This window comes from Natrialba swarupiae, from assembly GCF_008245225.1.
Lineage (GTDB): Archaea > Halobacteriota > Halobacteria > Halobacteriales > Natrialbaceae > Natrarchaeobius > Natrarchaeobius swarupiae.
In genome coordinates this window covers 1-24392 of record NZ_VTAW01000033.1, presented here as the reverse complement: position 1 = coordinate 24392, position 24392 = coordinate 1, and the positions used below count along the sequence as shown (strand labels likewise).

Below are 24392 nucleotides of genomic sequence, written 5' to 3'. Positions count from 1 at the left end.
TGCTTACGCTAGGTAAAGCGACTAGGTTAGCTTTCCCTAACTGCCTCCGTGTCGAGGGTTGACAGGCGGTCGTACAGCCGTACGACTCGCTCGTCCGCCTCGAGGATCGGCGCCGAGTGGATCGACTCGAGCAAGGAGAGCTTCGATTCGATCGCCTCGCGTTCCCGTATCGCATCTGGCTGACCCAGCCGATCGACCTGCCGGGCGACGGCTGCGATCAACTCGTCGTTGAGAAGGGGCTTCCGCAGGATGTCGTCACACGGCCACGCACAGAGCGACGGATCGGGGCGATCACCGACGAGGGCGATACAGCGAGTTACGTCGGGACACTGCGTCTCGAGTGTCGCCGGATCGTCAGCCCACAGATCCATATCGAAAACGACGACGTCCGGCGTCTCCGCGAGCGTCCGACGAAGCTGTTCCTGATCGCTCACCGTGACCGTGTCGAATCGGTCCTGTAACCAGCTGCCGTAGAGGTCGGCGAGTCGACGGTCACGGTCTCCGAGTACGACCGTCGGCTGCACGGAGTCGACGTGTTCGTCCCCCCAGGCCGCGAGTGAGTCGAACACCGGTTGCAGCTCGTATCCGGCATCCGTCAGTTCGTACGCCACCGACAGGGGCGATTCGGAGAGCACGCGTCGGTCGACGAGTCCCTGCTCCGAGAGCGCCTCGAGCGTCTTCGAGAGCATGTTCGAGGAGATTTCGGGGATCGATCGCTCGAGTTCGCTGAAGCGAAGCGAATCCGACTCCAGTAGGATAACGATCACGACGGGCCCCCACTTGTTCGAGAGCACCGAAAGGGCCTCGAGAGCGACTCGGTTGTCAGGTGGAACTGGAACGTCGGGTCTCTCCATGCACAGGGTCGGAAGAGAGACGATATATTCTTACCGTCTATCGGACACGTCGAGGCCGCCGAACGAACGTGTTTCATCCTCCTCATCGCCATCTCGTTCGTCCTTGTCAGCGGTCACGCGCTCGTCGCCGTCATCAAGCGGTTCGTCGTCGTCTTCGACCGCGTCAGGTGTCGCCTCGAGAGAGTCTACAGCGGACGCCCCGTCGTGGTCGGTCGCCGACGGCGTTTCGTCCCCGTTCTCGAGGCCGCCGTATGCTGTCGGTGTCGTCAGCTCGTCCCGCGATGGATCGTCGGGATCGATTCCGGCGACATCGGCGCGGTTGATCGCACCGACTCGATTGGTGACCGACTCGACGAGGTCCTCGAACGGCTCCGAGGCCTCGGTCTCCCAGAGCACGACCGGCGCGCCATCGTCGCTGCGTGTTCTGATCTCGGGGTTCATCGGGATCTCCTCGAGCAACGGGACGTCGTACGTTTCGGCGACTTCCCGGCCGCCACCGCTGCCGAACAGCGCGTGTTCGCCCCCACAGTCGGGGCAGTGATACGCGCTCATGTTCTCGGCGATGCCGAGCACTGGGGTGTCGTGGTTTCGGAACATCTCGATACCTTTTCGAACGTCGTCGGTAGCGACCTCTTCGGGCGTCGTCACGACGACGGAACCGGTGACCGGGAGCGTCTGGAGCAGCGTCAGCTGGGCGTCACCTGTTCCAGGGGGGAGGTCGACCACGAGATAGTCGAGGTTCCCCCATTCGACCTCCTCGATGAGCTGGATGAGGATCTTGTCGACCATCGGCCCTCGCAACACGGCCGGATCGTCGTCTTCGCGGGTGAGAAACGCCATACTGATGACTTTCAAGCCGTAGGCTTCCGGCGGTACGAGGGTCCCGTCGTCGGTCATCCCCGGTTCGCCGTCGATACCGATCATCTTCGGCACGTTCGGCCCGTAGATGTCGCCGTCGAGCAGGCCGACGCGGGCGCCCGCGTCGGCTAGCCCGGCCGCGAGGTTCGTCGCGACAGTCGTCTTTCCGACGCCGCCCTTCCCGGAGGAGACGGCGATAACGTTGCGCACACCGGGAAGCGGGTCGGCGGAGTTGCGCTGAGGAATGGTCACCGACAGTCTGGTCTCGAGGCCGAGGTCGGCAACGACCTCACGGATTCGATCGCCCATCGCCATCTCGTCGGGCGCATAGGGGGCGTTGAACGCGAGCGTGATGTTCGCGACGCCGTCCGCAATACGGATATCCGTGACCAGTCCAAGCGAGACGATATCGATGCCGAGTGCCGGATCTTCGACCGTCCGGAGCCGTTCGCGAAGCTGTGATTCGGAGACCGTCATCGCTCGTTCACCCCCTGGACACGGACTTGGTCGTCGATCGTCGGTCGATCCGTCGGCAGTCGGGTCGTCTGGTCAGTCGTGTTCATGAGTTGAAGACGAGATCGCCTTTGCAGTCGCTACAGTATTCCGCCATGTGGCCCTCGACGGTATCCATCTGGCCATCCGGAAGCTGTGCTTTGAGATCCTCGACAGTCGAGACGCTGGCGACGACCGCGCCACAGCGACGGCACTCGAACAGCTCCGCTTCGTGGACAGTCGTCCAGGCGTCGCCGTCGTTTTCCTCCGGCAACAGCCCCAGATCGAGCCCAGTGTCCATCGTAATCGCGCTTTCGGGGCAGCCGGTTTCACAGAGGCCACAGTCGACACATCGCTCGTGGCTAAACTCGAGATCGCCCCCATCACGACGAATCGCCCCAGTCGGACAGAGGTTCTCACAGGTCGGCGTCAGGCCACAGGCCTCGCTGACCGACATCGTCCCGAAGTTCTCGAGGCCGCGGATCGTCTCGCGCTCGGGTTCGACGTGCTCTAGGATCGTCCGGATGCTCTCGAGACTCCAGACGCGATTGCCGTAGGCGGGCAGGTCGTCGTCGGCAGTGAGTGACGTCCCCGAGGCCTCGTGTTCGTCCGCCGGAATCGGCGTCTCGGTAAGCTCGTCGACGAACGCCGACAGCTCGTCTGCGAACGCATGCGGCGCGTCGGGGTCGGGGGCGAGAAACGCCACGCGCTCGCCCATCCCGAGGTCGGTCGTCGCGGCGTTGAGTCGCTCGACTAACTCGGCTTTCGGGTCGGGGCCGGAGTGGGCACAGTCAGAGCCACAGCCGACGATCGTCACGCCGTCGGCACCCGCTGCGAGCGCGTGGAGGACGTGTGCCTGCCCGACCGTGTCCGTACAGTTGACGCGAACGGGAAGGATCGGGGGATACGAGACCTCCTCCCGGCCGCTCGCAGCCAGCTGCCCGTATCGCGACAGCGCCGTCTGGGCCCGCTCGGAGCAGACAAACGCGACGATCTGCGGGTCGACCGCAGCCGACGACGACCAGTCGAGCAGCCCACCGTTTGGCTCCTCGTCGACGAGTGCCTCGACCTCGCGGGCGATCCGCTCGTTGGATCGGTCCGCGAGGTCGACCGCCCCGGTCGGACAAGAACTCGTACAGGCCCCGCAGTTCTGACAGGACGAACGGTCGAAGCTGACCTCGTGTGGTGCGGGCTTCGACACCGCGTCGTGGGGACAGGCGTCGTAACAGGCTCGACACCCCTCCTGTCCGGAGTCACCCGACGCACAGACGTCCATCTCGAGGTCGAGAAACGACGATCGATCGGGGTCGAGTAGGTCGCTGACGGCCGCGATCGTCCCGAGGTCGGCGTCGGTGTGGTAGCCGGTCGTCCCGCCGGGGGCGTCGTCCTCGCCGTCGGGATGGACGACCTGATCGAACGAGACGGTTCGCCGGACGCCCTCGAGATCGATCGCGTCGGTCGGGCAGACGTCGATCCACTCGCCACCAGTGGCGGCGGGATCGACGTCGACCGGCGTCCGCGTGACCGCGTCGTCGGGACCGGCACGGACACACTCCATGCAGTCGATACAGTCGTCGGTGACTCGCGCCTCGAGCGTGAGCTCGATATCCCCGAGCGACCCGAAGACGTCGATCACGCGGCCGCGCTCGACTCGGACGTCCGAGAGGTCTGCGCCGACGTCGTCGAACTCCCGACCGTCGGCGATCAGGGTGACGTCGGCCGATTCGGGCATGGCCGCGGCCAGTTGCGCGTCGCCGACGACGGCGACGGACTGCCCGACGGTTTCGCCAATCGAAGTGGGCTCGCTGTCGACGTCGAGTCCCGCACGGGCGGCGTTGACCAGCCGTGCCGTCTTCTCGGTCGCCGCGTCCTCGTCGTGGACCCAGCCAAGCACCGATGTGGGTTCGAATAAACCCGAGCTGTGCGTCTCGAGCGCCGCGTTCACACAGCTCTGCGAGGAAGGAAAGCTCGTATCCGGCGTGATCGATCAGCTCGTCCTCGACGGCGAGGTCAACTCCCATCTCGACGTAGACCGCCTCGACCTCGGTCGTGCTCGGACCGTTGAGCATATCGTCGACGTACATCGACTCGTCGGCGAACAGCTCACACCACTGCTGGATCGCAGAGATCGTACGTTCTTCGGGTGGCCCGAGATACGGCTGGCCGAGCACGCGGTATGCCGGTGCCAGCAGCAAGCCGATCTCCGTCAGTTCTGCGTCCGCATCAGTCATCGTGTTCGTGCGACGAATCGACAGACAGCCACGACCAACGGGACGCCGAGGCCGTCGGGTGGGGACGGTACTCCCTATCAATTCTCGACGACGGTATCGAGGTACTCCCGTGATCGTCAAGTCGACAGTATCGGTCGTGAGACGGATCGCAACAGTTTCGCCACCAGAATAGGACCGCCAACGGTTGTGAGAGTCCGGCTTCCTACTCGTCAGCAATGATGATATCGTCTGACTCCGCCTCTTGCTCGAGTTCGTGAATGGCTTCTTCGACGTCCTCTTGCGTTGCTTCGTCCATTCCCATCCTCCCTTTGAAACACAGTCGCTCTCGTAGACGGTAAAACACACCGAGCAACTTCTGTCTGAGAGAACACCCCCGCACCTATACTCGAGGTCTCGATATCAGTGAATTGATTAACTGTCTGTTGTGACTGATTGCCGGTCGATCGCTTGCCGTTTCGCAATCGACGGATACAGGCTCGTAGCAGTCCGGATTAGCCGGTGAAATAAAAAGAGGACGATCCCGTCCGTCTTTGCCATGCGAGTGCACAGCATACAGGAGTTAGATCACAACTGGACTCGAAATTATTGATAGACCCACATACTAGCATTCAAATATGTTTTAAATACCACATTTTTTGCCAAGAATGCCTACTGTACTGATATACTAGCGCAGTCACTGTCTCGATTACAGTCCCACCGCAGCTAATCGACGACAAAACCTACGACGCCAAAAATAGCGTTCGATCGGATTCGAGTGATTCAGACGATTGGATGGGATCAAAGCAGCCGAAAACACATTGTAGGTCGATTCAGCCTGGTGAATTGCGCAAACACAGCTGACAGTCGTTCTGTCGTTCACACAGTCAGCATTTCCAGTAAATCACCCAAATAGACTGATTACACCACGCTTATTGAGGGAAATAACGCTACATCAGTCCCGGAGTTAATGATTATTATATTAAATATCATGCATACTATCCTAATACTGTTATGTCCAGAAATGGACTATCTCCAGTAGAACACAGCCATTGTATTACTGTCGTACGCATGTAATCCTACGCCAGTCGACGATCGATTCAACTATCGTGAACAGGCATCCAGCCGTTACCCCCATATACTTAATTATTCTTCATTGCTTTTCACCACATCGTTCGAAATATAGTCGCGTCCTACGATGGTGAACGAAAATTCGAAATCGATGGATGAATCAGGGGTTCACTAATGCTTTGGCAAGCCTGCACTGCAGGGTCGAATGCGGTGGTGTGGTCCGGTCCGACCCTGGGGTCGAGCTTGTCGGAGTACTAGCAGGGAACCCCGCCAGAAGGGAACGAACGGCCACACTTGGAAAGAGACGAGCGCCCAAGTAGTGACAACGACTAAAGGCAGTACAAGCGAATCGAACAACCAGCGTGCGGTCGGTGTGTCAGACAAACTACTGTAACTCGGGCCGCCAAATCGGGTGCGTTCTGCGGCCACCGGGACATTCGGACAGCAGTCTACACCAGTCGATGCAGTTGGAACGGTGGCAGTTGACCACGAAACAGTTCACGACAACTGGAGTCGAACGAAACCCACACTCGAGCAGTTACAGAACGATACTCTTGGTTCGCATCAGGTCGTGGATCGAGGTGTCGATACCCTCGCGGCCGATCCCGGAGTCGCCGTTGCCCCCGAACGGGACGTCACCGAGGCCGTGACTTGGCGCTCCATTGATTCGGACGCACCCCGCGTCGAGACGGTCCGCGACCTCGAGGGCCCGTTCGTACGCCTGGGTGAACACGGCAGCGTCGAGTGCCAGCTCCGAGTCGTTCGCCCGGTCGACCGCCTCCGAACGGTCGTCGAACCTCGTGACAGCGGCGATGGGACCGAACTGCTCTTCAGAGAGAATTCGGGCATCGGGCGGGACGTCTGCCAGGAGCGTCGGCTGGAAATACAGCGGTTCGAGCTCCGCCGGTGCGTGAATCGGTGGGTCGCGGGACCCCCCTCGAACGAGCGAGGCACCCCTCGAGACGGCGTCGTCGACGAGCGTTTCGACTCGATCGACGTGATCCTCGCTGATCAGCGGGCCGATTGCAGTTTCGTCGTCGAACAGCGGGCCCACGTCCCACGTCTCCATTTCCCGATCGAGTCGTGCAACTAACTCGTCGTGGACGGCATCGTCGACGAGAATTCGAGAGACGGCGGAACAGCGTTGCCCCGCGTATTTGAGAGCCCCGCCGGCACAGCTCTCGGCGACCGATCGAACGTCGGCGTCCTCGAAGACGATCGCTGGCGCGTTCCCGCCGAGTTCCATGTGGAGCGTGACGATACCGCTCTCTCGAGCGATATGGCGGCCGGCGTCGGACGAACCCGTCATTGCGATGGCGTCGACACGGGGATCACCGGCCAGGACGTCACCGATCACGCTCCCGGACCCGGGAACGTAGTTGAACGCCCCATCGGGAACGCCGTCGACGTCGTCGACGATCTCGGTGAGAACGGCAGTGGAAACGGGGGCAGCGCTGGCAGGTTTGAGGACGACGCTGTTTCCGGCGGCGAGAGCGGGAGCGACCTGGAGTGCCGCGGTCGCGAGGGGGTAGTTGTACGGTGTGATACACAGCACCGTCCCGATCGGTTCGGGCTTAACGATCGACTGCCACCCCTCGTGTCCGGTCGTAAATCCCTCACGATACTCTCCGTTGCTCGCGATCAGTCGCGCTTCGTCGGCCGCTCTCCGAAATCGCTCGACGGTGCTCTCGACTTCGCTTCGTGCCGACGCAATCGGTTTTCCGGCTTCGCGAACGATGATTTCTGCGAGTTCGGCCTGGCGTTCTGTGACACCCTCGGCGATCGCCTCACACCACCTCGCGCGCTCGACGACCGACGTTCGGCACATCGTCGCTTCGACGTCGGTAGCGGCAGCGAGTGCACCTCGAGCGTCCGCAGGAGTCGCCGACGCGACGTCCGCGATAGTTCCCCCGTCGGCCAGATCCAAAACCGAACTCGACTCGTCAGTTTCGATCCAGTTTCCGCCAGCGTACACGGTTACCTGATGGTTGGTTTGTTGGGTCGTCATACGGAATCGGTTCGTTAGTGGACGATTCGAGCGAGCACGAACCGAACGCTCGCAACCAGTTGCCGGATCAGCCGGTCCGTTCGAAACGACGTGAACGAAAGGGACAGATCCGCGACGATACGTCGTTGCCCACGGTTACTGTGCCGTCGTCCCGCCGTCGATGTTCACCACCGTTCCGTGGATCTTCGCCCCGTTCTCGGAGGCCAAAAACGTCGCCAGATTCGCGATATCCTCGGGTTCGTTCAGTTTTCCGATCGGAATCGCGTCCTGGCGGCGTTCAACCCACTCGGGATCGTTCTCACGAACCTCCTCGTTCATCGCCGTCTTGGTCGTCCCCGGAGCAATCGCGTTGATATTGACCGTCTCGTCGCCGTACTCGACGGCCAACTGACGGGTGAGTTGGTTGACCCCGCCCTTGCTGGCACAGTACACTGGCAGGTCTGGAACCGCCCGTTCGGCGGCTTCAGATGAGATGTTGATCAGCGCCCCCTCACTCTCAGAGAGTACCGGGAGAGTGGCTTTCGCCAGCCGCATCGGGCCAGTCAGATTGACGTCGACGACGAGTTCCATCGCCTCCTCGTCGGTGTCTTCGATGCGCCCCCTCGTTATGGCACCCGCGCTGTTGAACACCGTATCGATCCCGCCGAACTCGTCGACGGTCGCGTCGACCGCTGCCTGGACCGATGCCATATCGCGAAGGTTGATGTCGACGAACGACGCATCGCCCCCTTCTGCGGTGATAACCTCGTGCGTCGGGTCGCCGTCCGACTTTGGCTCTTCTTGCAGATCAGCGATCATAACACGGGCACCCTCGTCCGCGAAGGCCCGAGCGACCGTTCGCCCGATACCCGAAGCGCCGCCGACGACGAGTACATCCTGCTCTGTCAGTGGAGTCGACATACCAGAGCCAACCGTTTCTTAGGATAAAAAAGTATCGATGACAGACACATTCGCTACAGTAGCCGCTGCACGTCGTTGCACATCTGACCGCCAGAGATGTCGACGATCAGTGTGTGAGACGGTCTGCTGTACCTGATTGCCGGTCGATCGCTCGCCGATGTCCGATCGACCGGGACAGACTCGGCGCAATCCGCACGAACCGGTGTTGGTGTTTGGACACCGACGACGATCGGTCACCTACCGACAGGGCGTGGACGATAGCTTTATTTGGAGATAGACGGATGACGAAACGTGGGAGAACCCATGGACGGTAAGACAGCCATAGTGACCGGATCGAGTTCAGGAATCGGCAAAGCGGTGGCGAAACGCCTCGCCGACGACGGCGCGAACGTCGTCGTCAACTCTCGATCCCGCGAGCGTGCGAAAGCCGCTGCCGAGGATATTGGTGGTGACGGCCGGACCGTCGTTCCGATCGAGGCAGACATCACCGAGTACGACGAGGTTGAGGCACTGCTCGAGCAGACGACCGACGAGTTCGAGCGCGTCGACGTCCTCGTCAACAACGCCGGAATGACCATCATCGACGACGCCGAGACGTTCGATCCGGAGGAGTGGAGCCGCGTGATCGACGTCAATCTCAACGGTACGTTCTACTGCTCGCAGGCGGCCGGGACTCGGATGATCGAGCAGGGAGACGGCGGCCAGATCATCAGTATCTCGAGCCTACTCAGCAGACAGGGTCTCGCCAAACGGACACCGTACGCCGCCGCGAAGGGGGGAATCAACAGCCTCACACGATGTCTCGCGGTCGAGTGGGCGGACGAGGGCATTCACGTCAACGCGCTCGCACCGGGGTTCATCAAGACGGACATCACCGAACAGACCCAGGAATCGGCTGGCTACACCGACGACGACATTCGTGACCGGACGCCGCTTGGGCGGTACGGGACACTCGAGGAGATGGCAAACTGCGTCTCGTTTCTCGCGGCCGGCGATCACTTCATCACCGGCGAAGTGCTCCAGGCCGACGGCGGGTGGTTAGCGAACTCCTGGGGACCGACGTCGTAGAAGCACGACCGGCAAATCGAGCACCGATCGAGCGAAGTACCGATTTCGTGTACACCGAACCGAATCCGAGAGACGCTCGTTCTCGAGGTCAGTAGACACGGGATGGCGACGACTCGACAGCGACCGAACGGTCACCAAAGGAGTCGTCGTTCGAACGACGGTGAAGAGGTCGAACTCGATCGGCTTACGAGGATAGATCGTACTGGTCGTCGTGAAGAATACAACGCGATCGCTGATCGGCGGCGACATCGTACATTCGTGGCTCCCCTTCACGACACTCCTCCGACGCCTCTGGACACCGCGGCGCAAACCGACATCCGCTGGGGAGATCGATCGGATCAGGAACTTCACCCGAGAGCTCGATCCGATCCCGTTCGACGTCGGGGTTGATTATCGGTGTCGAAGAGACGAGCGCCTGTGTGTAGGGGTGTTGGGGGTCGTTGATCACTTGCGTCGACGGACCGGTCTCGACGAATCTGCCGAGATACATGATCCCGATCCGATCACAGACGTGTTTCAGCAAGGAGAGGTCGTGACTGATGTACATAAACGAGATCCCCTTCTCCGTCCGGAGGTCGTCGAGCAGCCGGAGGATACTCGCACGAATGCTCACGTCGAGCATACTCACCGGTTCGTCACAGACGACGAACGACGGATTGGAGACGATTGCCCGCGCAATCCCGACGCGCTGGCGCTCACCACCGCTCAGTTCGGAGGTGTACTCGTCCATGTAGTTCTCCGGTGGGCGGAGTCCGACCTCGGCGAGCGTCTCCCGCACCGTCTCGCGGCGTTCGTCTTTCGGGCCGATATCGTGAATGTCGAGTGGCTCCTGAACCCACTGAACGACCGTAAACCGCGGGTTCAACGATTGGTAGGGATCCTGCTGGATGATCTGGACGTCACTCCGGAGCGCGTTTATTTCTCCTTTGTCCATCTCGGTGACGTCACGGCCGTCGATCGTTATCTCCCCGTCCGTGGGCTCCTCGAGTTGCAGGATGGTCTCGGCGAGTGTCGTCTTCCCACACCCACTCTCGCCGGCGATTCCAAACGCTTCACCCTCGTCGATGTCGAACGAGACGCCGTCGACCGCTTTGACGGATTGGTCTTCACCGAACCCGAATAAGTTCGAGAGTGCTCCGTCGTCGACCGGGAAGTGTTTCTTGACGTCTCGGACTTGTATCTTCCTCTCAGTCATTTTTGACCTCCGTTTCGGTGAGTTCGTCGTCGGTCTCCGTCGATTCGAGTTCGGTCCACGTCTCGTGTTTCTCCGCCTCCGACCGGAGATACTCGACCTCGTCGGCCCGGTGACACTCGACACGGTGTCCGTCTCCGTACTCCACCGGCTCGGGTGCAACCTCCCAGCACTCCTCTTCGGCGAACGGACACCGAGGGGCGAACTGGCACATCTCGTCAGGATCGACCAACGTCGGCGGTGCACCTGGAATCGAGATCAGATCCTGTGAGTCCTCGGTAATGTCCGGGAACGAGTTCCGCAGCCCCAGCGTGTAGGGATGACGAGGTGACTTGATGATCGTCTCCGCATCCGCATACTCGACGATGCGTCCGCCGTACATCACCGCAATGTTGTCACATCGTTCAGAGACGACTGACATGTCGTGGGTGATAAGCAACATGGCGACGTCCATCTCGTCCTGGAGGTCCTGGATGACGTCGAGTAGTCGATCCTGGATAACGACGTCGAGTGCCGTCGTCGGTTCGTCGGCCAGGATTACCTTCGGATCGAGTGCGAGTGCCAGTGCAACCATCGCCCGCTGGGCCATTCCACCGGAAAACTGGTGTGGGTAGTCGTCGATCCGATCGCCGTCGATCCCGAGTTTCTCGAACAGCTCTCTCGCACGCTCTCGTGCCTCGCCTTTGGAGGTATCGGACTCGTGGGCTTGAACGACCTCGACGATCTGCTCGCCGACGGTGTACACCGGATCGAACCCGTTCATCGCGTTCTGTGGAATCATCGAGATTTCGCTCCATCGAACCTCCCGTTTCAGCTCCTTGAGGCTGAGGTCGGTCAGATCTCTGCCGTCGAGTTCGACCGATCCACCGGCGATCGTGCAGTTACTCTCGAGGAGGCGAATGAGCGACTTCGCTGTGGTCGTCTTCCCACAGCCGCTCTCGCCGACGAGGCCGAGCGTTTCGTTCTCCGCTAAGTCCACGCTCAGTCCGTTGACTGCGTGGACCTCGCCGTGTTCCGTGTCGTACCTGACTTCGAGGTCGGATATTTCGAGCATTGTTAGTTGTGTCGTAGGTCCGGGTTGGTAACCTTTTCTAGGCTCCGGCCGATGAAGAACACCGACATCACGAACAGCATGATGCTCACTCCTGGGGGAATAACCCACCACCAGGCGTACCGGATCGCACCGTTGATGTACGCCTCGTAGAGGATGGTTCCCCAGGAGTACATATCCGGATCACCGAAGCCGAGGAACGCGATGCTGGCTTCGTAGATGACGGCCCACGCGACACCGAACGTGAGGTACAACACGACGAGCGGGAGCACGTTCGGGAGGATATGCCGGAACATGATACGGAAGTCACTCGCACCTGCCGCCCTCGCCGACTGAACGTACGGCCGCTCTTTCTGTGTCAACACCTCCGATCTGATAACGCGTGCACTCGAGCGCCACATCAGTAACGATATCACGAGGATGATGTTGTAGAGACTGGAGCCGAAGATGAACACCAGTGCGATGACGAACGGGAGAAACGGCAGACCGTACGCGATATCGACGAGTCGCATGAGGATGTTGTCGATCTTTCCGCCGTAGTACCCCGCGACCAACGCGACGCTCGTCCCGACGACAGTTGCGATCGCTGCCGCAGTGAGGCCCACGATGAGCGAGACTTGCGCACCCATCATCACCTGTGACATGACGTCACGTCCGAGGTGAGTCGTCCCGAACGGATGCTCCGCGGTCGGCTCCGCCAGACGGAGCACGTCGCCGTCTTCGCCGTGGTTGATCTTACCTGGATCGTGGGGGACGATAAACGGAGCGAACAGTCCCGCGAAGATAAACACCGCGAGGACGATCACGCCGAACTGTGCCAACCGCTCACCCTCGAGAATCGAACGGGATTTCGAGTAGGCGGTCGCGACGCTGTTCCGAGCGGATTCCGTGGCTGTCGTGATGGTTGATTGGTTAGTCGACATGTTACTCGTACCTCACTCGTGGATCGAGAAACGCGTACGCGATATCAGCGATAAAGTTCATGAATATCACGACACTCCCCATCAGGAAGAACGCCCCCTGAGCCATCGGGTAATCGTTGTGATGGACCGATTCGACCATCTCTCTCCCCATGCCGGGCCAGCTGAACACCGTCTCGATGACGAGTGATCCGCCGACCGAGAGGCCAGCGACGAGCGCAACGACCGTGACCATCGGCAGGATCGAGTTTCTCGCGGCGTGTTTGTAGAGGATCGTATAGTTCGAGAGCCCCTCCGCTTTCTTGATTTCGATGTAGTCCGTGTTGAGAACGCTAATCATACTGCTTCGCATCAGGAGAATCGGCTGGGCCATGTAGTATATCGCACCCGTGAGAACGGGTAACACCAGATGATAGACGAAGCCCCAGTTGACGTACCGATCGAAGAACGACGCGGGTGCCTCGGCACCGATTTCTCTGATCCCACCCCACGGGAACCAACCGAGCTGAAAGACGAAGATGGAGAGCAACACGATTCCGATCCAGAACTCGGGCGACGATCGGGCTATCAGCGCCAGGACCATGCCGTACTTCTCTTTGGCCGTCCCACGGAGCCAGCCGATGTACGCCCCAAACGCGATACCGAACGTGTACGCGATCGTCATCGCACCCGCCATGAGAAAGATCGTATTCCAGAATTTCGTCGTCAAAACGTCCCAGACGGGTGCGTTGTACCGATACGACGTCCCCAGATCGCCCGAGAGCAACATTCGAAGATAATCGACGTACTGAACGTAAAGCGGGTCCGTAAGGCCGTATCGTTCGAGGGTCGCCTGACGTTCCGCCTGCGACATTCCTTCCGGAATGTAAAGCGTCGTCGGATCACCCGGCGTGACCCGAAATATGAGAAATAATATAGTTATGAATGCCCAGTACGTAAGGATCAGGTACGCCACCCTTCGAACGATGAATTTCCTCATACAGGCCAATGGTAGCGTGTAACACCACATAATATTTTTGGATGAATAATAGGAGGGGTCAATCGGTCGAACCGGCGGCCAAGAGATCAGACAACCGAAGAGAATAGTCACTCCGCACCAGGTCATACAGCTGATACGGACCCTTGTAAATCGTTGCCGACGAATCCACGATCCGTAAGGGGTTCGCCGGTATACAGCAACCCGTATGAAACGGCCCGTATACGGGCACACCATACCCGTGAGCAGACGGAAATCGGAGACGACCAGTGAAAACGAGGTGGCGAGAACCGCAGGCTGTTCGATTACTATGTCGATCGAGACAGTCTCCTATCAGATGACAGTAGACCCACCATCCCTGCGACAGAACGTTCGTTACGATCTCGAGTCGACTGATCTCGGCTCGGGGAACGATCGAGCAGTTCGGGTTCGAACGCTCCGGGTACGGCTACCGCCGACTGGGTCGGTCAGCGCCGTCGATACCCGTCGGTGACCGACGACGTGGCTCCGAGAACTCCTCACCGGGGCAACTGAACGCCAAAGTCATCACCTAACTCCTGGAGAGACTCTACCACGCTGTTCGGAACGGGTATCCCGTCCGAACTCCGCGTTTCTTTTCGCTTCGTTTCGATTTCCCCAGGCAACATCAATTCTTCCGCGTCGTCCCGTGGCTCCATCGCTTTGATATCGGAGATGATCGTATCCACGTCGTCTTTGAACTCGGTCGTATCACGGAACGCCGAGATATCGACGGCGGCAACGAAGTGTCCAAGATCCATCGGCCGGTCGTACTCGTCGTACAGCGGATTGACGGTCGGGCTCGGCCCCGACCCGGAGAGAACGCCAGCTAGGATGTCGACAACGAGGGCGAGTCCGTACCCTTTCGGGCCACCCAATGGGCGAAGCGCATTGACCTCGTGGGGATCGGTAGTCGGCACCCCATCGTCGTCTACCCCCCAGTGATCGGGAATCGACGCATCGGTCTCTTTCGCCACGTGATCGATTTTCCCCATCGCGACGACACTCGTCGCCATATCGAGCGTGATCGGATACGATCGGTGTGTCGGGATCGCAAACGAGATCGGATTCGTGCCGAAGTACGGTTTCGTCCCATTAAATGGAACGACGTCGGGCCCGACGTTCGTCATCGCGATGCCGATACAATCGTGTTCCGCCGCCAGTTCCGTGTAGAACGCCGCCGTACCGAAGTGGTTGCTGTTTCGAACCACGCCAGCCGCCATCCCCATCTCCGCCGCGCGTTCGATTGCAGTCTGCATAGCGGTTTGTCCCGCAGTCTGGCCTGGCCCACCGTCACCATCGACCGAGAACGTCCCTCGAGACGGACCGGATTCGATCGTCATCTCCGGGTCCGGCTTGAATCCACCCTCACGGAACTTGTTCACGTACGCAGTGAGGCGTGCGACGCCGTGTGAGTCCACCCCGCGAAGATTGGCCCGTACCAACGCCTCCGCAACGGTTGCCGCGTGTGGTTCCGTTACCCCTGCCGCAGTAAGAACATCGTGGGCAAACGTTTCTAACTCCCGATAATCAACACGACTGACATTTTTCTGACCAGCCATTATTACACTTCCGTCGATACATTGTGCGGTAACCATTATAAATATGACTCTCCTTTCGATAGCGAACGTATTCGAGAGAGACGAGTTTCCACGGACAGTACCACCGGAAGAAGACCACGACCTCCGCCATCGAATTGGAAAAAGTCACCAGTACCAATCGAACAGGCCTATTCAGTAGTCCGGTGGGTAGTGAAGCCGCATATCGTCGTCCCACTGGAATCCGATGTCGTCTAACATCTGCATCGTGACGTCGGTCTCCGACTCGAACGCGTCGACGTCGTCCAAGTACCACTCGTCGAAGCCGGGCGATATGGGGTTGTGGATGATCTCTCCTGTGCCGCCGTAAATGGTGCCGATGATCGTCTCCTGAGGAACGGCGTGTGCGACGGCCTGGCGAACGTCGACGTCGTCGAAGGGTGGCTCACGAAGATTGTACCCCATGTGGTGAATCGACATCATCAACGAACTCTCGAGTGCAGTTTCCTCTTCCTGCTCGAAGCGTTCCAGATCGTCGACCGGCAGTTCCCAGCTCATCATGTCGACCGCGTCGTCTTCGTACGCCCGGATGCCGGCACGGACGTCCGAGACGACCGCTCGAGTGAGCTGGTCGACGTTCGGCGGCTGAAAGTGATCCTCGTACGCACTGAGCTGAATCTGTTCGGCGAAGTCCGCACTCTCGACCTGGAACGGACCACTGCCGATCGCCTCCGCATTCTGCCAATCGATCGGGGTCTCTGCTTCCACGTCGTCGGGAACGTCCTCCCAGATGTGCTGTGGAATAATGAAGACACGGCCGAGCGCGTTGGTGAGAAACGGTGCGTTGGGCTCTTCGAGGTTGAAGACGAGATCGAGATCGGTCTCCACGTCGATGCTCTCGATCGGTTCCGCACGGGTTTCCTTCGTCGGAGAGTGCTCGGCACCGTACTCGAAAGAGAACTGAACGTCTTCGGCGGTGACCGGCTCACCGTCGTGAAACGTCATTCCCTCGCGAAGGGAGACTTCGATCCTCGTGTCGTCGACCGTCTCGACGTCCGATGCGGCCCACGGCTCCGGTTCGAGGTCGGGAGAGACGCGAACGAGCCGGTCGTAAACCAGTCGGAGCATCTCGCGGTCCCCTCGAGCAGTTTGGTCCAGCGGGTTCAACGCGTTGATGTCCTCCGCCATCGTGGTTCGAAGGTGGGCATCGTCCCCAACTGGCTCGATGTTGAGGTAGTTCCAGAACGAACCGAGGCCCTGTTCGATGATCGGAACCGGGTTCTGAAACCGTTCCTGGTTGTACGGCATGATCCGCTCCTGGACCAGCAACGGAACAATCGGCATATCCTCACGGAGATGTTCCTGAATTTCGTGAATGATCTCGGTCCGTCGATCGGGATCCATCTCACTGGCCTGTTCGTCGATCAGTTCGTCGACTTCGTCGTTTTCGTAGGCGTACAGGTTCGAGTCACCGGGACCGATGTTGCTCGAGTGGAAGAACCCCCTGAAAATCGCTTCCGCCGGTTCGAAGCCATCGCCCGCACGGCGAACCTGGATGTCCCACGGGTACGGCGGCTCGGCTCTCGCTTCGAGATACTCGACCGTCGGTTGTGCGTCGTACTCCACCTCGAAGCCGACCTCCTCGAGATTGTCCGCGAACAGCTGTCCGTACTCGTACCGAGCCGGCGCATCACCTTGTGCGATACTCAGAAGTGTGATCTCCTCGACGGGGTCGCCGTCAGGATCGGAGACGACGTCGGCGTCCGCTCCGTTGTCACCTGTGCACCCAGCCAGACTCAGGCCGACAGCCGCTGCCGTACCGGTTTTCAGCGCGTGCCGCCTGGTATAACTTGACATGGCAACCGTCACGTTATTTACGATACTATATATAGATTTCGGACTTCATGATTGATATGAGTAGTTATGAGGTGTGCCAACCCACTCAGTGGTCGGACGCAGATCGGCGAGCACCCACCGGTCGAAGTACACCAATTCGTAACGCCGAAAATACTACCGTCCAATTTGGTTGGATGGGATGGCTCGAAGCGTGGAGCGTTACCAAATATCAAGTGAAAGATGGAATGGGTTATTTCTGGCGTATTAGTCCGTGAAGAACACGAAACGCTCCGTAGGTGAGACGTGGATTACACCGGTACACACGTAAAATAGTGCCTCCAACGATATCGAATGGGAGCCAGTAACACGATGTAGACGAGCCAGACAAAACGAGGGTCGCGTTGCTCACTCGAGTCAGAAGAAATCGACGGTCGACGATCGGACGGAATCGATCGATTCGGGTCATTTTCGGTTCAACTCACGAATATAATATTCAATAGTTTAGGTCCAAATCGATCCATATTCGACCATACTGAGCGAGCGACGAGACACGTTGAGGAACAAGACAGACAAATAACTACGAGGATTTCCACGGCATAGACAGATAGTATCTCACAAAAATTTTCCAAAATAATCTCTACCGGTGGAAACGTGACGAGACTATTTCCACTAGTCTACTGAGGGGTTTCCGTAAATTCAACGAGCTAAATCAATATCTCGAACAACAACAAATGGACCACTCGTTCAATAATGTTGGATCGACTGCGGGATTGGATCACCAGCAATAAAACCGTCCGTGTAACAAACCAAATCTACATATTTCCTACACACATCTAGGGACACATGGGAATCTCGAGGACGAACCTCCTCGCGTTGCTGTTGCTCGCGACCCTGCTTGCAGGATCCGTCTGGTTTGGTAACGTAGACGAAGAACTCGGATTGACGCGAACGGAGCTCGCCGTCGTTGCCGCAGTCATCGTCGTCGTTCCAATCGCCCTCGTTATTCTCGTGGATCGCGTATCGGGTGACGATAGCTGAAATCCATCGAGGGGAAATCGTTGTCGGCGCGCTCGACGGAGCGATCCGGCCGAGGCGTAAGCACGGCCGATTCGACAAGTGAACCGCCTCGAAGTTGAGTGATTCGAGACCCATTGATTCGAGAACTGTCGAACAGCCGCCTGAACGATGACTGGTAGAGCCAGATATTCGAGGGTGTGTGAAGAAAAACCATTCTCAAATACATATATGATATATGAATGTTCTCCGTGAGAGATGGGTGATCGACGTTCCAAACCGAAATCACGTGGGCGAATACGAGAGTGTTGACCGGTTCAACTACAGAGTCAGCCCAGGAGAGTATCAGGTAGGCCAGTTAATTAATTGGATGATCTGTGTATTATATCACCATCATCGCCATATCCTCCAGAAAAGAGTTATAAAAACGACCTCATGAGCCAGGAACGGATACCACCAGTTAGGGTACTCGTCGCATGGCTTCACGTGATCGGTTGGTCACTTCGAGAGAGACGAGCAATTATTCCGCTCTCGAGGCCAAACGTTGCTACCAGATGGTTGTTTAGTATATTGTACAGAATACCACCATAACTTGCGTCTCGGTACGTCACACTCGAAGCAGGTTGCCACCAGTGAAGAAATAATCAGATGGATTAGTAGTTGATTTAGTTGTATACTACCTTATCACTCGAGGCGAAGTTGATCTGGCTGGCCAGTCGTTCTGACAACGGTACCGATTCGGCGGCAAGAATCTGTCCGAACAACGTGTAAGTGACCTCACCCTGAGTCACTCGAGGTCAACTGACCTGCTCTCCGTGAGAAGGAGAGACCATCGGTCATACGAACCTGACGAACGGGCGCGTCGGCCGGGGAGCAGATGGGATGTCCTGGTTCCAAGACGACCATTTGCTAATAGTGATTGTACTGAAGTTCGATGACGTTCGCAGTCTGTTTGACCGCATCGACGAGATCCGTTTTGATACCGTTCTCTCCGGTAATCCGTTTTTTCGGTCCGGAGATAGAGACGGAGTGAACCGTTCCGTCGTCGCTTTTGTCCTGAATAGGAACTGCGATAGCGACGACACCATCCCGGCGCTCTTCTCTCTCCACCGAATACCCCTTCTCTCGTACAGTTTCGAGCTCCGACTTCAGCGTGTCCGGATCAGTTATCGTCGCCGGCGTCCGCGCAGGCAGCCCGTGTCTATCGATGATTTCGTCGACCCGTTCGGGCGGGAGGTGAGCGAGAATCGCCTTCCCAAGCGCCGTCCAGTGCATATTTGTGTGCTCGCCAGTCGGAGTGTTGTCGTAGATCGCGTCCGGGACCTCCGATTTGTAGACGAGAACGCGTCGACCGCGTTCTTCGACACCCAGGTTTCCGACTTCACCAGTGTCGTTTGCGAGCTTGTCCACGTGATTCTTCGCCGAGCGGTATAATTTTAAGCGGTTTCGTGCTTTCCCACCGTGTTTCAAAAAGCGGAGGCTGAGGCGATAGGTGCCGTCGTCGTTTATCGCATACCCCTCCGACTCGAGACTCTTGAGGTAGACGTGTGCCGTGCTCTTCGGCATATCCAACTGGTCCGCGACATCCGAAACGCCGACCGACTCAGACCCCTCGAGTACGTCAACGACGTCGAAGACGGTCTCGACTGCACCGATCCGCCCGTTGGAGTTCGTCTCACCCATGAACGGTACTACGATACTCTCCCTTGTAAAAATATCCAATAATATTGGACAGAGAACCATATAGAGGAAGACAGACGACGAGCTGACAGGAAACCGTATCAGCGAAACCAGCCAACGTCCACGAAAACGACGTTCTCGTGTAGCTCATTATGCCGCTCGACGTTCTGAGACCGGTATCTCGCATTGGCTCACCGAAAAACAGGAGTTCGAGGAAACGCGTTGCTCGTCGTGGTGGGACTGTCCGCCAGGAATTGAGCAGTCAACGCACCGACAGCGAGCGACGACGGAACCAAACAGTACCGACAGACCCGGTCAGTCGTCAGCCCACGGCTCAGACGTGCGCCTCGAGTCGGGCGAGGCGGACCGTTCGGTTCGGCCGCCGAGCGTCTCGAAGTCGAAGTTGTCGAACTCCTCGGGAGTTACGCCTTCGGCGGCGTAGACGTAGAGTGCGGTCTTGGCGATTCCCCAGATCGTCTGGCTGAGCAAGTACGTAAAGACCATCACACCACCGACCAAGACCACGGCGAGAAAGATGCCGGGACCGGGGAAGACGGCCGCAACAGGTACCGACACCACGAGTGCGAGGGCGGCAAGGACGATGCCGAGTACCGTCACGATCAGCGTGATACCGAATCCGGCACCCAGGGTCTCCCCCCAGGTCTCTTTGAACGTCACCCCACTGCGCTTGAACATCGACGTCACCGAGACGTCCTCGAAGACGATCACCGGAACGATAAAGAAGGTCATGATCGACCAGCCGACCGCGAACAGCGAGGCGAGGATCGATGCGACCGGGTTGTCCGATTCCTCGAGGGATTTCAGGATGACGCTTACGGTCGCCGAAATGAGCGACCAGACGACGATCGGACCGATGCGATCGCTGACGGCTTTCAGGCAGTCAACGACACCGGGTTCGCGACCGTGAAACGCCTCGTTCGCCCCGTAGACGAGCGCGGCCGAGAAGTACGTACTGAAGAACGTCGTGATGAAGTACAGGACGAACAGGACGGCGTACTCGAGGCCGGTCCCGACGAGATTTGCGATCAGCAGCGGGAAGAAAAAGAGCACGAAGAACGCGATGCTCGTCATTCCCGCGAGGAGGGGGAACAACAACAACTGTGGATGGTTTCGGATGACGCCAATACTATCTTTCGTGAGCGTCCAGCCAGTCTTGAGACGATCGAAAAACCCCATGCGACTAGAGCCTAGTTGTGGTGACATGAAGCCTCCTCCGAACCGCACTTTCTTAAGTGCTGTTGTTTTCGCGTTCCAAAGCCGGTATTCATCGATCTCTGACGACCGTCGAAACGGAAGGTGAAGCGGCGTCAATTCGTCGTGTCATAGTAAATTTATAATGCCATCAAACTCGAGAATCAATGTCAACTAACCCAAGAAACACACCGGTCGTAACTACCCCCGAAGACAGGTCGAATTGGCCGTCAGCAGGTAGTTACTCCCGGTCGAGAATGGAAGAACGTTCAATGACTCCGGCAATTTGTCCACCAGTTGTCGGAACGTTTCCGAACGACCATGGTCCGAAGCCGAGCGGAGACGGGTCGATCAGGCATGTGCTTGCTGTGAACCTAAGTGAGTATTTCGGGAGTAATACATCGTGTCACCACCAAACGTACGAACACTCGAGACGACGGCCGAATCCCGAAGCGAAGCGCGATCGGATTTCGGGACGGAGAGTATGGAGTTGGTTCGTCGATGACAGCGATTGGCTACCACGCCTCACACGAACAGTTCGCGCCGAGTGACCTCCTCGAGTGGGTCCAACTCGCCGACGGCCACGGGTTCGAACACGCACTCGCCTCCGATCACTTTCATCCCTGGAGCGAACAACAGGGCGAGTCGGGGTTCGTCTGGTCCTGGCTCGGATCGGCGATGGAGGCGACCGACCTGACGTTCGGGACGGTCAACGCACCGGGCTATCGCTACCACCCCGCGATCGTCGCCCAGGCCGCCGCGACGCTGCGTGAGATGTATCCCGAACGGTTCTGGCTCAGCGTCGGAAGCGGCCAGCTACTCAACGAGGGAGTTACGGGCGTCGACTGGCCGGTCAAATCGGAGCGAAACGCACGACTCGAGGAGTGTACGGACGTAATGCGGCGGCTCTGGGACGGCCAAGAGGTGACCCACCACGGACGCATCGACGTCGAGCAAGCGATGCTGTACTCACGCCCGGAGACGCCGCCGCCAGTGATCGGTGCAGCGCTCTCCGAGGAGACGGCAGCGTGGCTCGCGGAGTGGGCCGACGGCATGATCACCATCGCGACGCCAGACCACGAGGCCGACGCGGACCGCGTCGAGGCGTTCCGCGAGAACGCCCCGGAGAAGCCGGTCTACCTCAAGGCACAACACTCCTACGACGAAAGCGACGACGCCGCACTCGAGGGGGCGTACGAACAGTGGCGTACCCAGTGCGTGCCGGGGACGGTGACCCAGGAGCTAAGGACTCCCGAGGAGTACGACGAACTCGGCGAACAGATCACGACGGATCACGTCGAGGAGAACGTCCGCGTGTCGGGGACGCTCGAAGATCACGTCGACTGGCTCGAGACAGACCGCGAACTCGACGTCGACAGGATCTTCGTCCACAACGTCAACACGAATCAACGGGCGTTCATCGAGACGTTCGGAGAAACGGTGCTTCCCGCACTCGAGTGATCATCCCAATAAAAATCGTTGTTAATATACACCATTACATAGTGAGATTGTACAACGACAGATCGGGACTGCCTGCAACGAGTCCCCACGGGTTACTCGAACGATTTGCAACCTCTCACAACAGATGTCGAATAAAGAACACCAACTCGAGGTGCTCAACCAGGCTACTCGGGAGTTAATGGCATCTGAGTCCCGTAAAGAAGTTGCCAATACTGCTGTCGAAGCAGCGCGTGATATTCTCGAATTGGAAGCAAATGCGATTCATCTCTATGATGGAGAGGTTTCGGGGCTCGTTCCTGTCGCACAAACGGATGTTGCAAATGAATTGATTGGAGATCCACCGACATTCACCGAGGGTGATAGTATTGCGTGGCGGGTCTACACACAGGGCAATTCAGTGGCGATCGATGACGTCAGAACTGATCCAGACATTCACAATCTGGACACTGTTGTTCGTGGTGAACTCTTTTTCCCGCTCGATGAGCACGGAATTTTGATCGCCACCTCCCCATCGACCGATGCGTTTGATAGCGGGGACAAAACGCTTGGCGAGATTTTGGCTGCCAACACAGTTACAGCCCTCGAACAGGTTGAGCGAACCCGACAACTCCAAAATCGGGAAGAGGAACTTCTCCGACAGAACGATCGACTTGAGGAATTTGTTAATTTTGTCTCACATGATTTACGGAACCCACTGAGCGTGGCGAAAGGGCATCTGGAATTAGCACGAGCTGACTGCGAGAGCGATCACCTCACGGAAGTCGCAACAGCACATGATCGGATGGACGCCCTCATCGAGGATCTCCTCACGCTTGCACGGACCGGATCCCACATTGATGAGGTGAGGTCCGTTAATCTTCAGGAGATCGCTGAAGAGTGTTGGAGGAATGTTACGACAGAGAAAGCCGATCTCGTCGTCGAAACGACCCAAACTATTACCGCTGACCGGGGACGCCTTCAGCGACTTCTCGAGAATCTTTTTCGGAATGCTGTCGAGCATGGGGACGAAACCGTGACGGTCACGGTCGGCGATCTCACCAGCGACGATGGATTCTACGTCGCCGACGATGGTTCTGGAATTCCCGAAGACGACTGGGACGCCGTGTTCGAGAGCGGGTACTCGACACAACAGGATGGGACCGGCCTTGGCCTCGCTATTGTCGAAGAAATCGTTACTACGCACGGCTGGGATATCCAACTGGCTGAAAGTGAGGACGGTGGTGCTCGATTTGAGATTTCTGGGCTCGATCTATCAGGGCAGAACAACTAGTACTCCGCCACGCGTCGACTGCCGGTCGAATCGGACCACACCGCCGTTACTTCTATCCCGACAGGAGACTCGGAGGTGTCTTGTAACCGAGACAGCACAGCGGTTCGAGAGGGTGTCTCGAACGTTCTGGGTCTCGGAGTCCCGACGTTGTGCGTTTGAAAGGCGGTGTGATCACCTCGGTGTACGTCATGGGACGGGGCGATCTCACTCAATTATTCGGCTCTGTTGAAACCCTTAGAACATGATAGTTTTGGCACCCTGTGCGGTAAGTACTGAGCATGTATTGATCGTTGTTCTACGCAGTCTGTTTGTATCCGTCAGCAAACATCAGTACGGCAAAGACTGCTATTGCGATGAATAGTATTAGTCCCCCGCCGTAGTCAGTTCCGAAGACACGCCAAGCGATAAACCCTGTAAGTGCCGAAATCAGGCACATCGCAAAGAGCCGTTTGTCGGAGGGGGTGTCCATATACTACTGTTAGTCTAACTGAATATATGTCTTATCCAGTTCACTCAATTCGTTCAGTTCGCACGTGTAATGTGCAGCAGATTCACGCGAATAAATATCTAAAGAAGGGGATTTCAACAGAGCCAATTATTCGTATTGCTGCTGAACGGTGGTTGTGTCGGCGTTGTGGGATTCACGCCCGTTGAGCAAACCGAAGGTTTGCGATGCCCATCAGAACGCTTGAGTGGTCAGCGTAACTTTTGAATATTCGGGAGGAACGTTTTGATCCAGTCGTCGGCGAAGCTAACGCGTTTGGAT

At 58.1% G+C, this 24392-nt stretch carries 17 protein-coding genes and 2 pseudogenes; 4 read left to right on the top strand and 15 right to left on the bottom strand.

The genetic code is table 11. The features are described from left to right. Positions 1–26 precede the first annotated feature (26 nt). The 6 genes and pseudogenes from FYC77_RS17655 to FYC77_RS17630 all read right to left on the bottom strand — a co-directional run bounded on the left by FYC77_RS17655 (position 27) and on the right by FYC77_RS17630 (position 8390). Positions 27–854: a winged helix-turn-helix transcriptional regulator gene (locus tag FYC77_RS17655; protein WP_149082816.1), complete on the bottom strand. Its 828-nt coding sequence runs from the start codon at positions 852–854 to the stop codon at positions 27–29. Positions 855–1157: 303 nt separating this feature from the next. Then, a pseudogene (locus FYC77_RS17650) lies at positions 1158–2189 on the bottom strand (Mrp/NBP35 family ATP-binding protein); the annotation flags it as partial. A gap of 82 nt (positions 2190–2271) precedes the next feature. After that, positions 2272–4149: a hydrogenase iron-sulfur subunit gene (locus FYC77_RS17645; RefSeq protein WP_238387025.1), complete on the bottom strand. Its 1878-nt coding sequence runs from the start codon at positions 4147–4149 to the stop codon at positions 2272–2274. After that, positions 4145–4273: pseudogene (locus tag FYC77_RS20790) on the bottom strand (molecular chaperone TorD family protein); the annotation flags it as partial. The pseudogene FYC77_RS20790 and the gene FYC77_RS17645, both read right to left, overlap by 5 nt. A 1747-nt stretch (positions 4274–6020) precedes the next feature. Continuing rightward, a complete protein-coding gene (locus tag FYC77_RS17635) occupies positions 6021–7490 on the bottom strand; it encodes an aldehyde dehydrogenase family protein (RefSeq protein WP_149082814.1) in 1470 nt (489 codons plus the stop codon). Positions 7491–7625: 135 nt separating this feature from the next. Next, complete coding sequence (locus tag FYC77_RS17630) at positions 7626–8390, bottom strand: SDR family NAD(P)-dependent oxidoreductase (RefSeq protein WP_149082813.1); 765 nt, start codon at positions 8388–8390, stop codon at positions 7626–7628. Between the two features lie 303 nt (positions 8391–8693). Here FYC77_RS17630 and FYC77_RS17625 point away from each other — a divergent pair, with 303 nt between their 5' ends. Beyond that, complete coding sequence (locus tag FYC77_RS17625) at positions 8694–9458, top strand: SDR family NAD(P)-dependent oxidoreductase (RefSeq protein ID WP_149082812.1); 765 nt, start codon at positions 8694–8696, stop codon at positions 9456–9458. A 184-nt stretch (positions 9459–9642) separates the two neighbouring features. Here the strand turns inward: FYC77_RS17625 and FYC77_RS17620 are convergent, their stop codons facing one another. The 6 genes from FYC77_RS17620 to FYC77_RS17595 all read right to left on the bottom strand — a co-directional run bounded on the left by FYC77_RS17620 (position 9643) and on the right by FYC77_RS17595 (position 17010). Continuing rightward, on the bottom strand, positions 9643–10653 hold the full coding sequence (locus FYC77_RS17620; protein WP_149082811.1) for an ABC transporter ATP-binding protein: 1011 nt from the start codon (positions 10651–10653) through the stop codon (positions 9643–9645). Next, positions 10646–11704 carry an ABC transporter ATP-binding protein gene (locus FYC77_RS17615; RefSeq protein WP_149082810.1) on the bottom strand — a complete coding sequence of 353 codons (1059 nt, stop codon included), beginning with the start codon at positions 11702–11704 and terminating at the stop codon, positions 10646–10648. Before FYC77_RS17615 ends, FYC77_RS17620 begins: the two co-directional genes overlap by 8 nt. Before the next feature lie 2 nt (positions 11705–11706). Next, positions 11707–12624, bottom strand: coding sequence for an ABC transporter permease (locus tag FYC77_RS17610; RefSeq protein ID WP_149082809.1), 918 nt, complete (start codon positions 12622–12624; stop codon positions 11707–11709). Position 12625: 1 nt separating this feature from the next. Continuing rightward, on the bottom strand, positions 12626–13600 hold the full coding sequence (locus FYC77_RS17605) for an ABC transporter permease (RefSeq protein ID WP_149082808.1): 975 nt from the start codon (positions 13598–13600) through the stop codon (positions 12626–12628). 515 nt (positions 13601–14115) lie between these two features. Next, positions 14116–15177, bottom strand: a complete 1062-nt coding sequence (locus FYC77_RS17600; protein WP_162354554.1) for an Ldh family oxidoreductase — start codon at positions 15175–15177, stop codon at positions 14116–14118. 171 nt (positions 15178–15348) lie between these two features. Next, the gene (locus FYC77_RS17595) at positions 15349–17010 is read right to left on the bottom strand and encodes an ABC transporter substrate-binding protein (RefSeq protein ID WP_149082806.1); all 1662 of its coding nucleotides are present in this window, start codon (positions 17008–17010) and stop codon (positions 15349–15351) included. An 822-nt stretch (positions 17011–17832) separates the two neighbouring features. Between FYC77_RS17595 and FYC77_RS17590 the strand changes: the two genes are divergently transcribed. Next, the gene (locus tag FYC77_RS17590) at positions 17833–18027 is read left to right on the top strand and encodes a hypothetical protein (protein WP_149082805.1); all 195 of its coding nucleotides are present in this window, start codon (positions 17833–17835) and stop codon (positions 18025–18027) included. Between the two features lie 885 nt (positions 18028–18912). On the opposite strand, the gene FYC77_RS17585 is transcribed toward FYC77_RS17590, so the two are convergent. Together FYC77_RS17585 and FYC77_RS17580 are read right to left on the bottom strand one after the other, a co-directional pair. Next, positions 18913–19686: an IclR family transcriptional regulator gene (locus tag FYC77_RS17585; protein WP_202911866.1), complete on the bottom strand. Its 774-nt coding sequence runs from the start codon at positions 19684–19686 to the stop codon at positions 18913–18915. Between the two features lie 312 nt (positions 19687–19998). Next, entirely contained in the window at positions 19999–20907 is a 909-nt protein-coding gene (locus FYC77_RS17580) for a DUF6159 family protein (protein ID WP_149082803.1), read from the bottom strand. Between the two features lie 489 nt (positions 20908–21396). On the opposite strand from FYC77_RS17580, the gene FYC77_RS17575 reads away from it, so the two are divergent. Next, positions 21397–22356 (top strand): TIGR03885 family FMN-dependent LLM class oxidoreductase, encoded by a 960-nt coding sequence (locus tag FYC77_RS17575; RefSeq protein ID WP_149082802.1) that lies wholly within the window; start codon positions 21397–21399, stop codon positions 22354–22356. A 124-nt stretch (positions 22357–22480) separates the two neighbouring features. Next, positions 22481–23626 (top strand): sensor histidine kinase, encoded by a 1146-nt coding sequence (locus tag FYC77_RS17570; protein ID WP_149082801.1) that lies wholly within the window; start codon positions 22481–22483, stop codon positions 23624–23626. Between the two features lie 295 nt (positions 23627–23921). Here the strand turns inward: FYC77_RS17570 and FYC77_RS20545 are convergent, their stop codons facing one another. Next, a complete protein-coding gene (locus FYC77_RS20545; protein WP_202911865.1) occupies positions 23922–24095 on the bottom strand; it encodes a hypothetical protein in 174 nt (57 codons plus the stop codon). Between the last annotated feature and the right edge of the window lie 297 nt (positions 24096–24392).

Excerpts from the sequence above, each read along its gene's own strand:
- FYC77_RS17655 (WP_149082816.1), bottom strand. The coding sequence starts at position 854 with ATGGAGAGACCCGACGTTCCAGTTCCACCTGACAACCGAGTCGCTCTC.
- FYC77_RS17635 (WP_149082814.1), bottom strand. The coding sequence starts at position 7,490 with ATGACGACCCAACAAACCAACCATCAGGTAACCGTGTACGCTGGCGGA.
- FYC77_RS17630 (WP_149082813.1), bottom strand. The coding sequence starts at position 8,390 with ATGTCGACTCCACTGACAGAGCAGGATGTACTCGTCGTCGGCGGCGCT.
- FYC77_RS17625 (WP_149082812.1), top strand. The coding sequence starts at position 8,694 with ATGGACGGTAAGACAGCCATAGTGACCGGATCGAGTTCAGGAATCGGC.
- FYC77_RS17620 (WP_149082811.1), bottom strand. The coding sequence starts at position 10,653 with ATGACTGAGAGGAAGATACAAGTCCGAGACGTCAAGAAACACTTCCCG.
- FYC77_RS17615 (WP_149082810.1), bottom strand. The coding sequence starts at position 11,704 with ATGCTCGAAATATCCGACCTCGAAGTCAGGTACGACACGGAACACGGC.
- FYC77_RS17610 (WP_149082809.1), bottom strand. The coding sequence starts at position 12,624 with ATGTCGACTAACCAATCAACCATCACGACAGCCACGGAATCCGCTCGG.
- FYC77_RS17605 (WP_149082808.1), bottom strand. The coding sequence starts at position 13,600 with ATGAGGAAATTCATCGTTCGAAGGGTGGCGTACCTGATCCTTACGTAC.
- FYC77_RS17600 (WP_162354554.1), bottom strand. The coding sequence starts at position 15,177 with ATGGCTGGTCAGAAAAATGTCAGTCGTGTTGATTATCGGGAGTTAGAA.
- FYC77_RS17595 (WP_149082806.1), bottom strand. The coding sequence starts at position 17,010 with ATGTCAAGTTATACCAGGCGGCACGCGCTGAAAACCGGTACGGCAGCG.
- FYC77_RS17590 (WP_149082805.1), top strand. The coding sequence starts at position 17,833 with ATGGGAATCTCGAGGACGAACCTCCTCGCGTTGCTGTTGCTCGCGACC.
- FYC77_RS17585 (WP_202911866.1), bottom strand. The coding sequence starts at position 19,686 with ATGGGTGAGACGAACTCCAACGGGCGGATCGGTGCAGTCGAGACCGTC.
- FYC77_RS17580 (WP_149082803.1), bottom strand. The coding sequence starts at position 20,907 with ATGTCACCACAACTAGGCTCTAGTCGCATGGGGTTTTTCGATCGTCTC.
- FYC77_RS17575 (WP_149082802.1), top strand. The coding sequence starts at position 21,397 with ATGACAGCGATTGGCTACCACGCCTCACACGAACAGTTCGCGCCGAGT.
- FYC77_RS17570 (WP_149082801.1), top strand. The coding sequence starts at position 22,481 with ATGTCGAATAAAGAACACCAACTCGAGGTGCTCAACCAGGCTACTCGG.
- FYC77_RS20545 (WP_202911865.1), bottom strand. The coding sequence starts at position 24,095 with ATGGACACCCCCTCCGACAAACGGCTCTTTGCGATGTGCCTGATTTCG.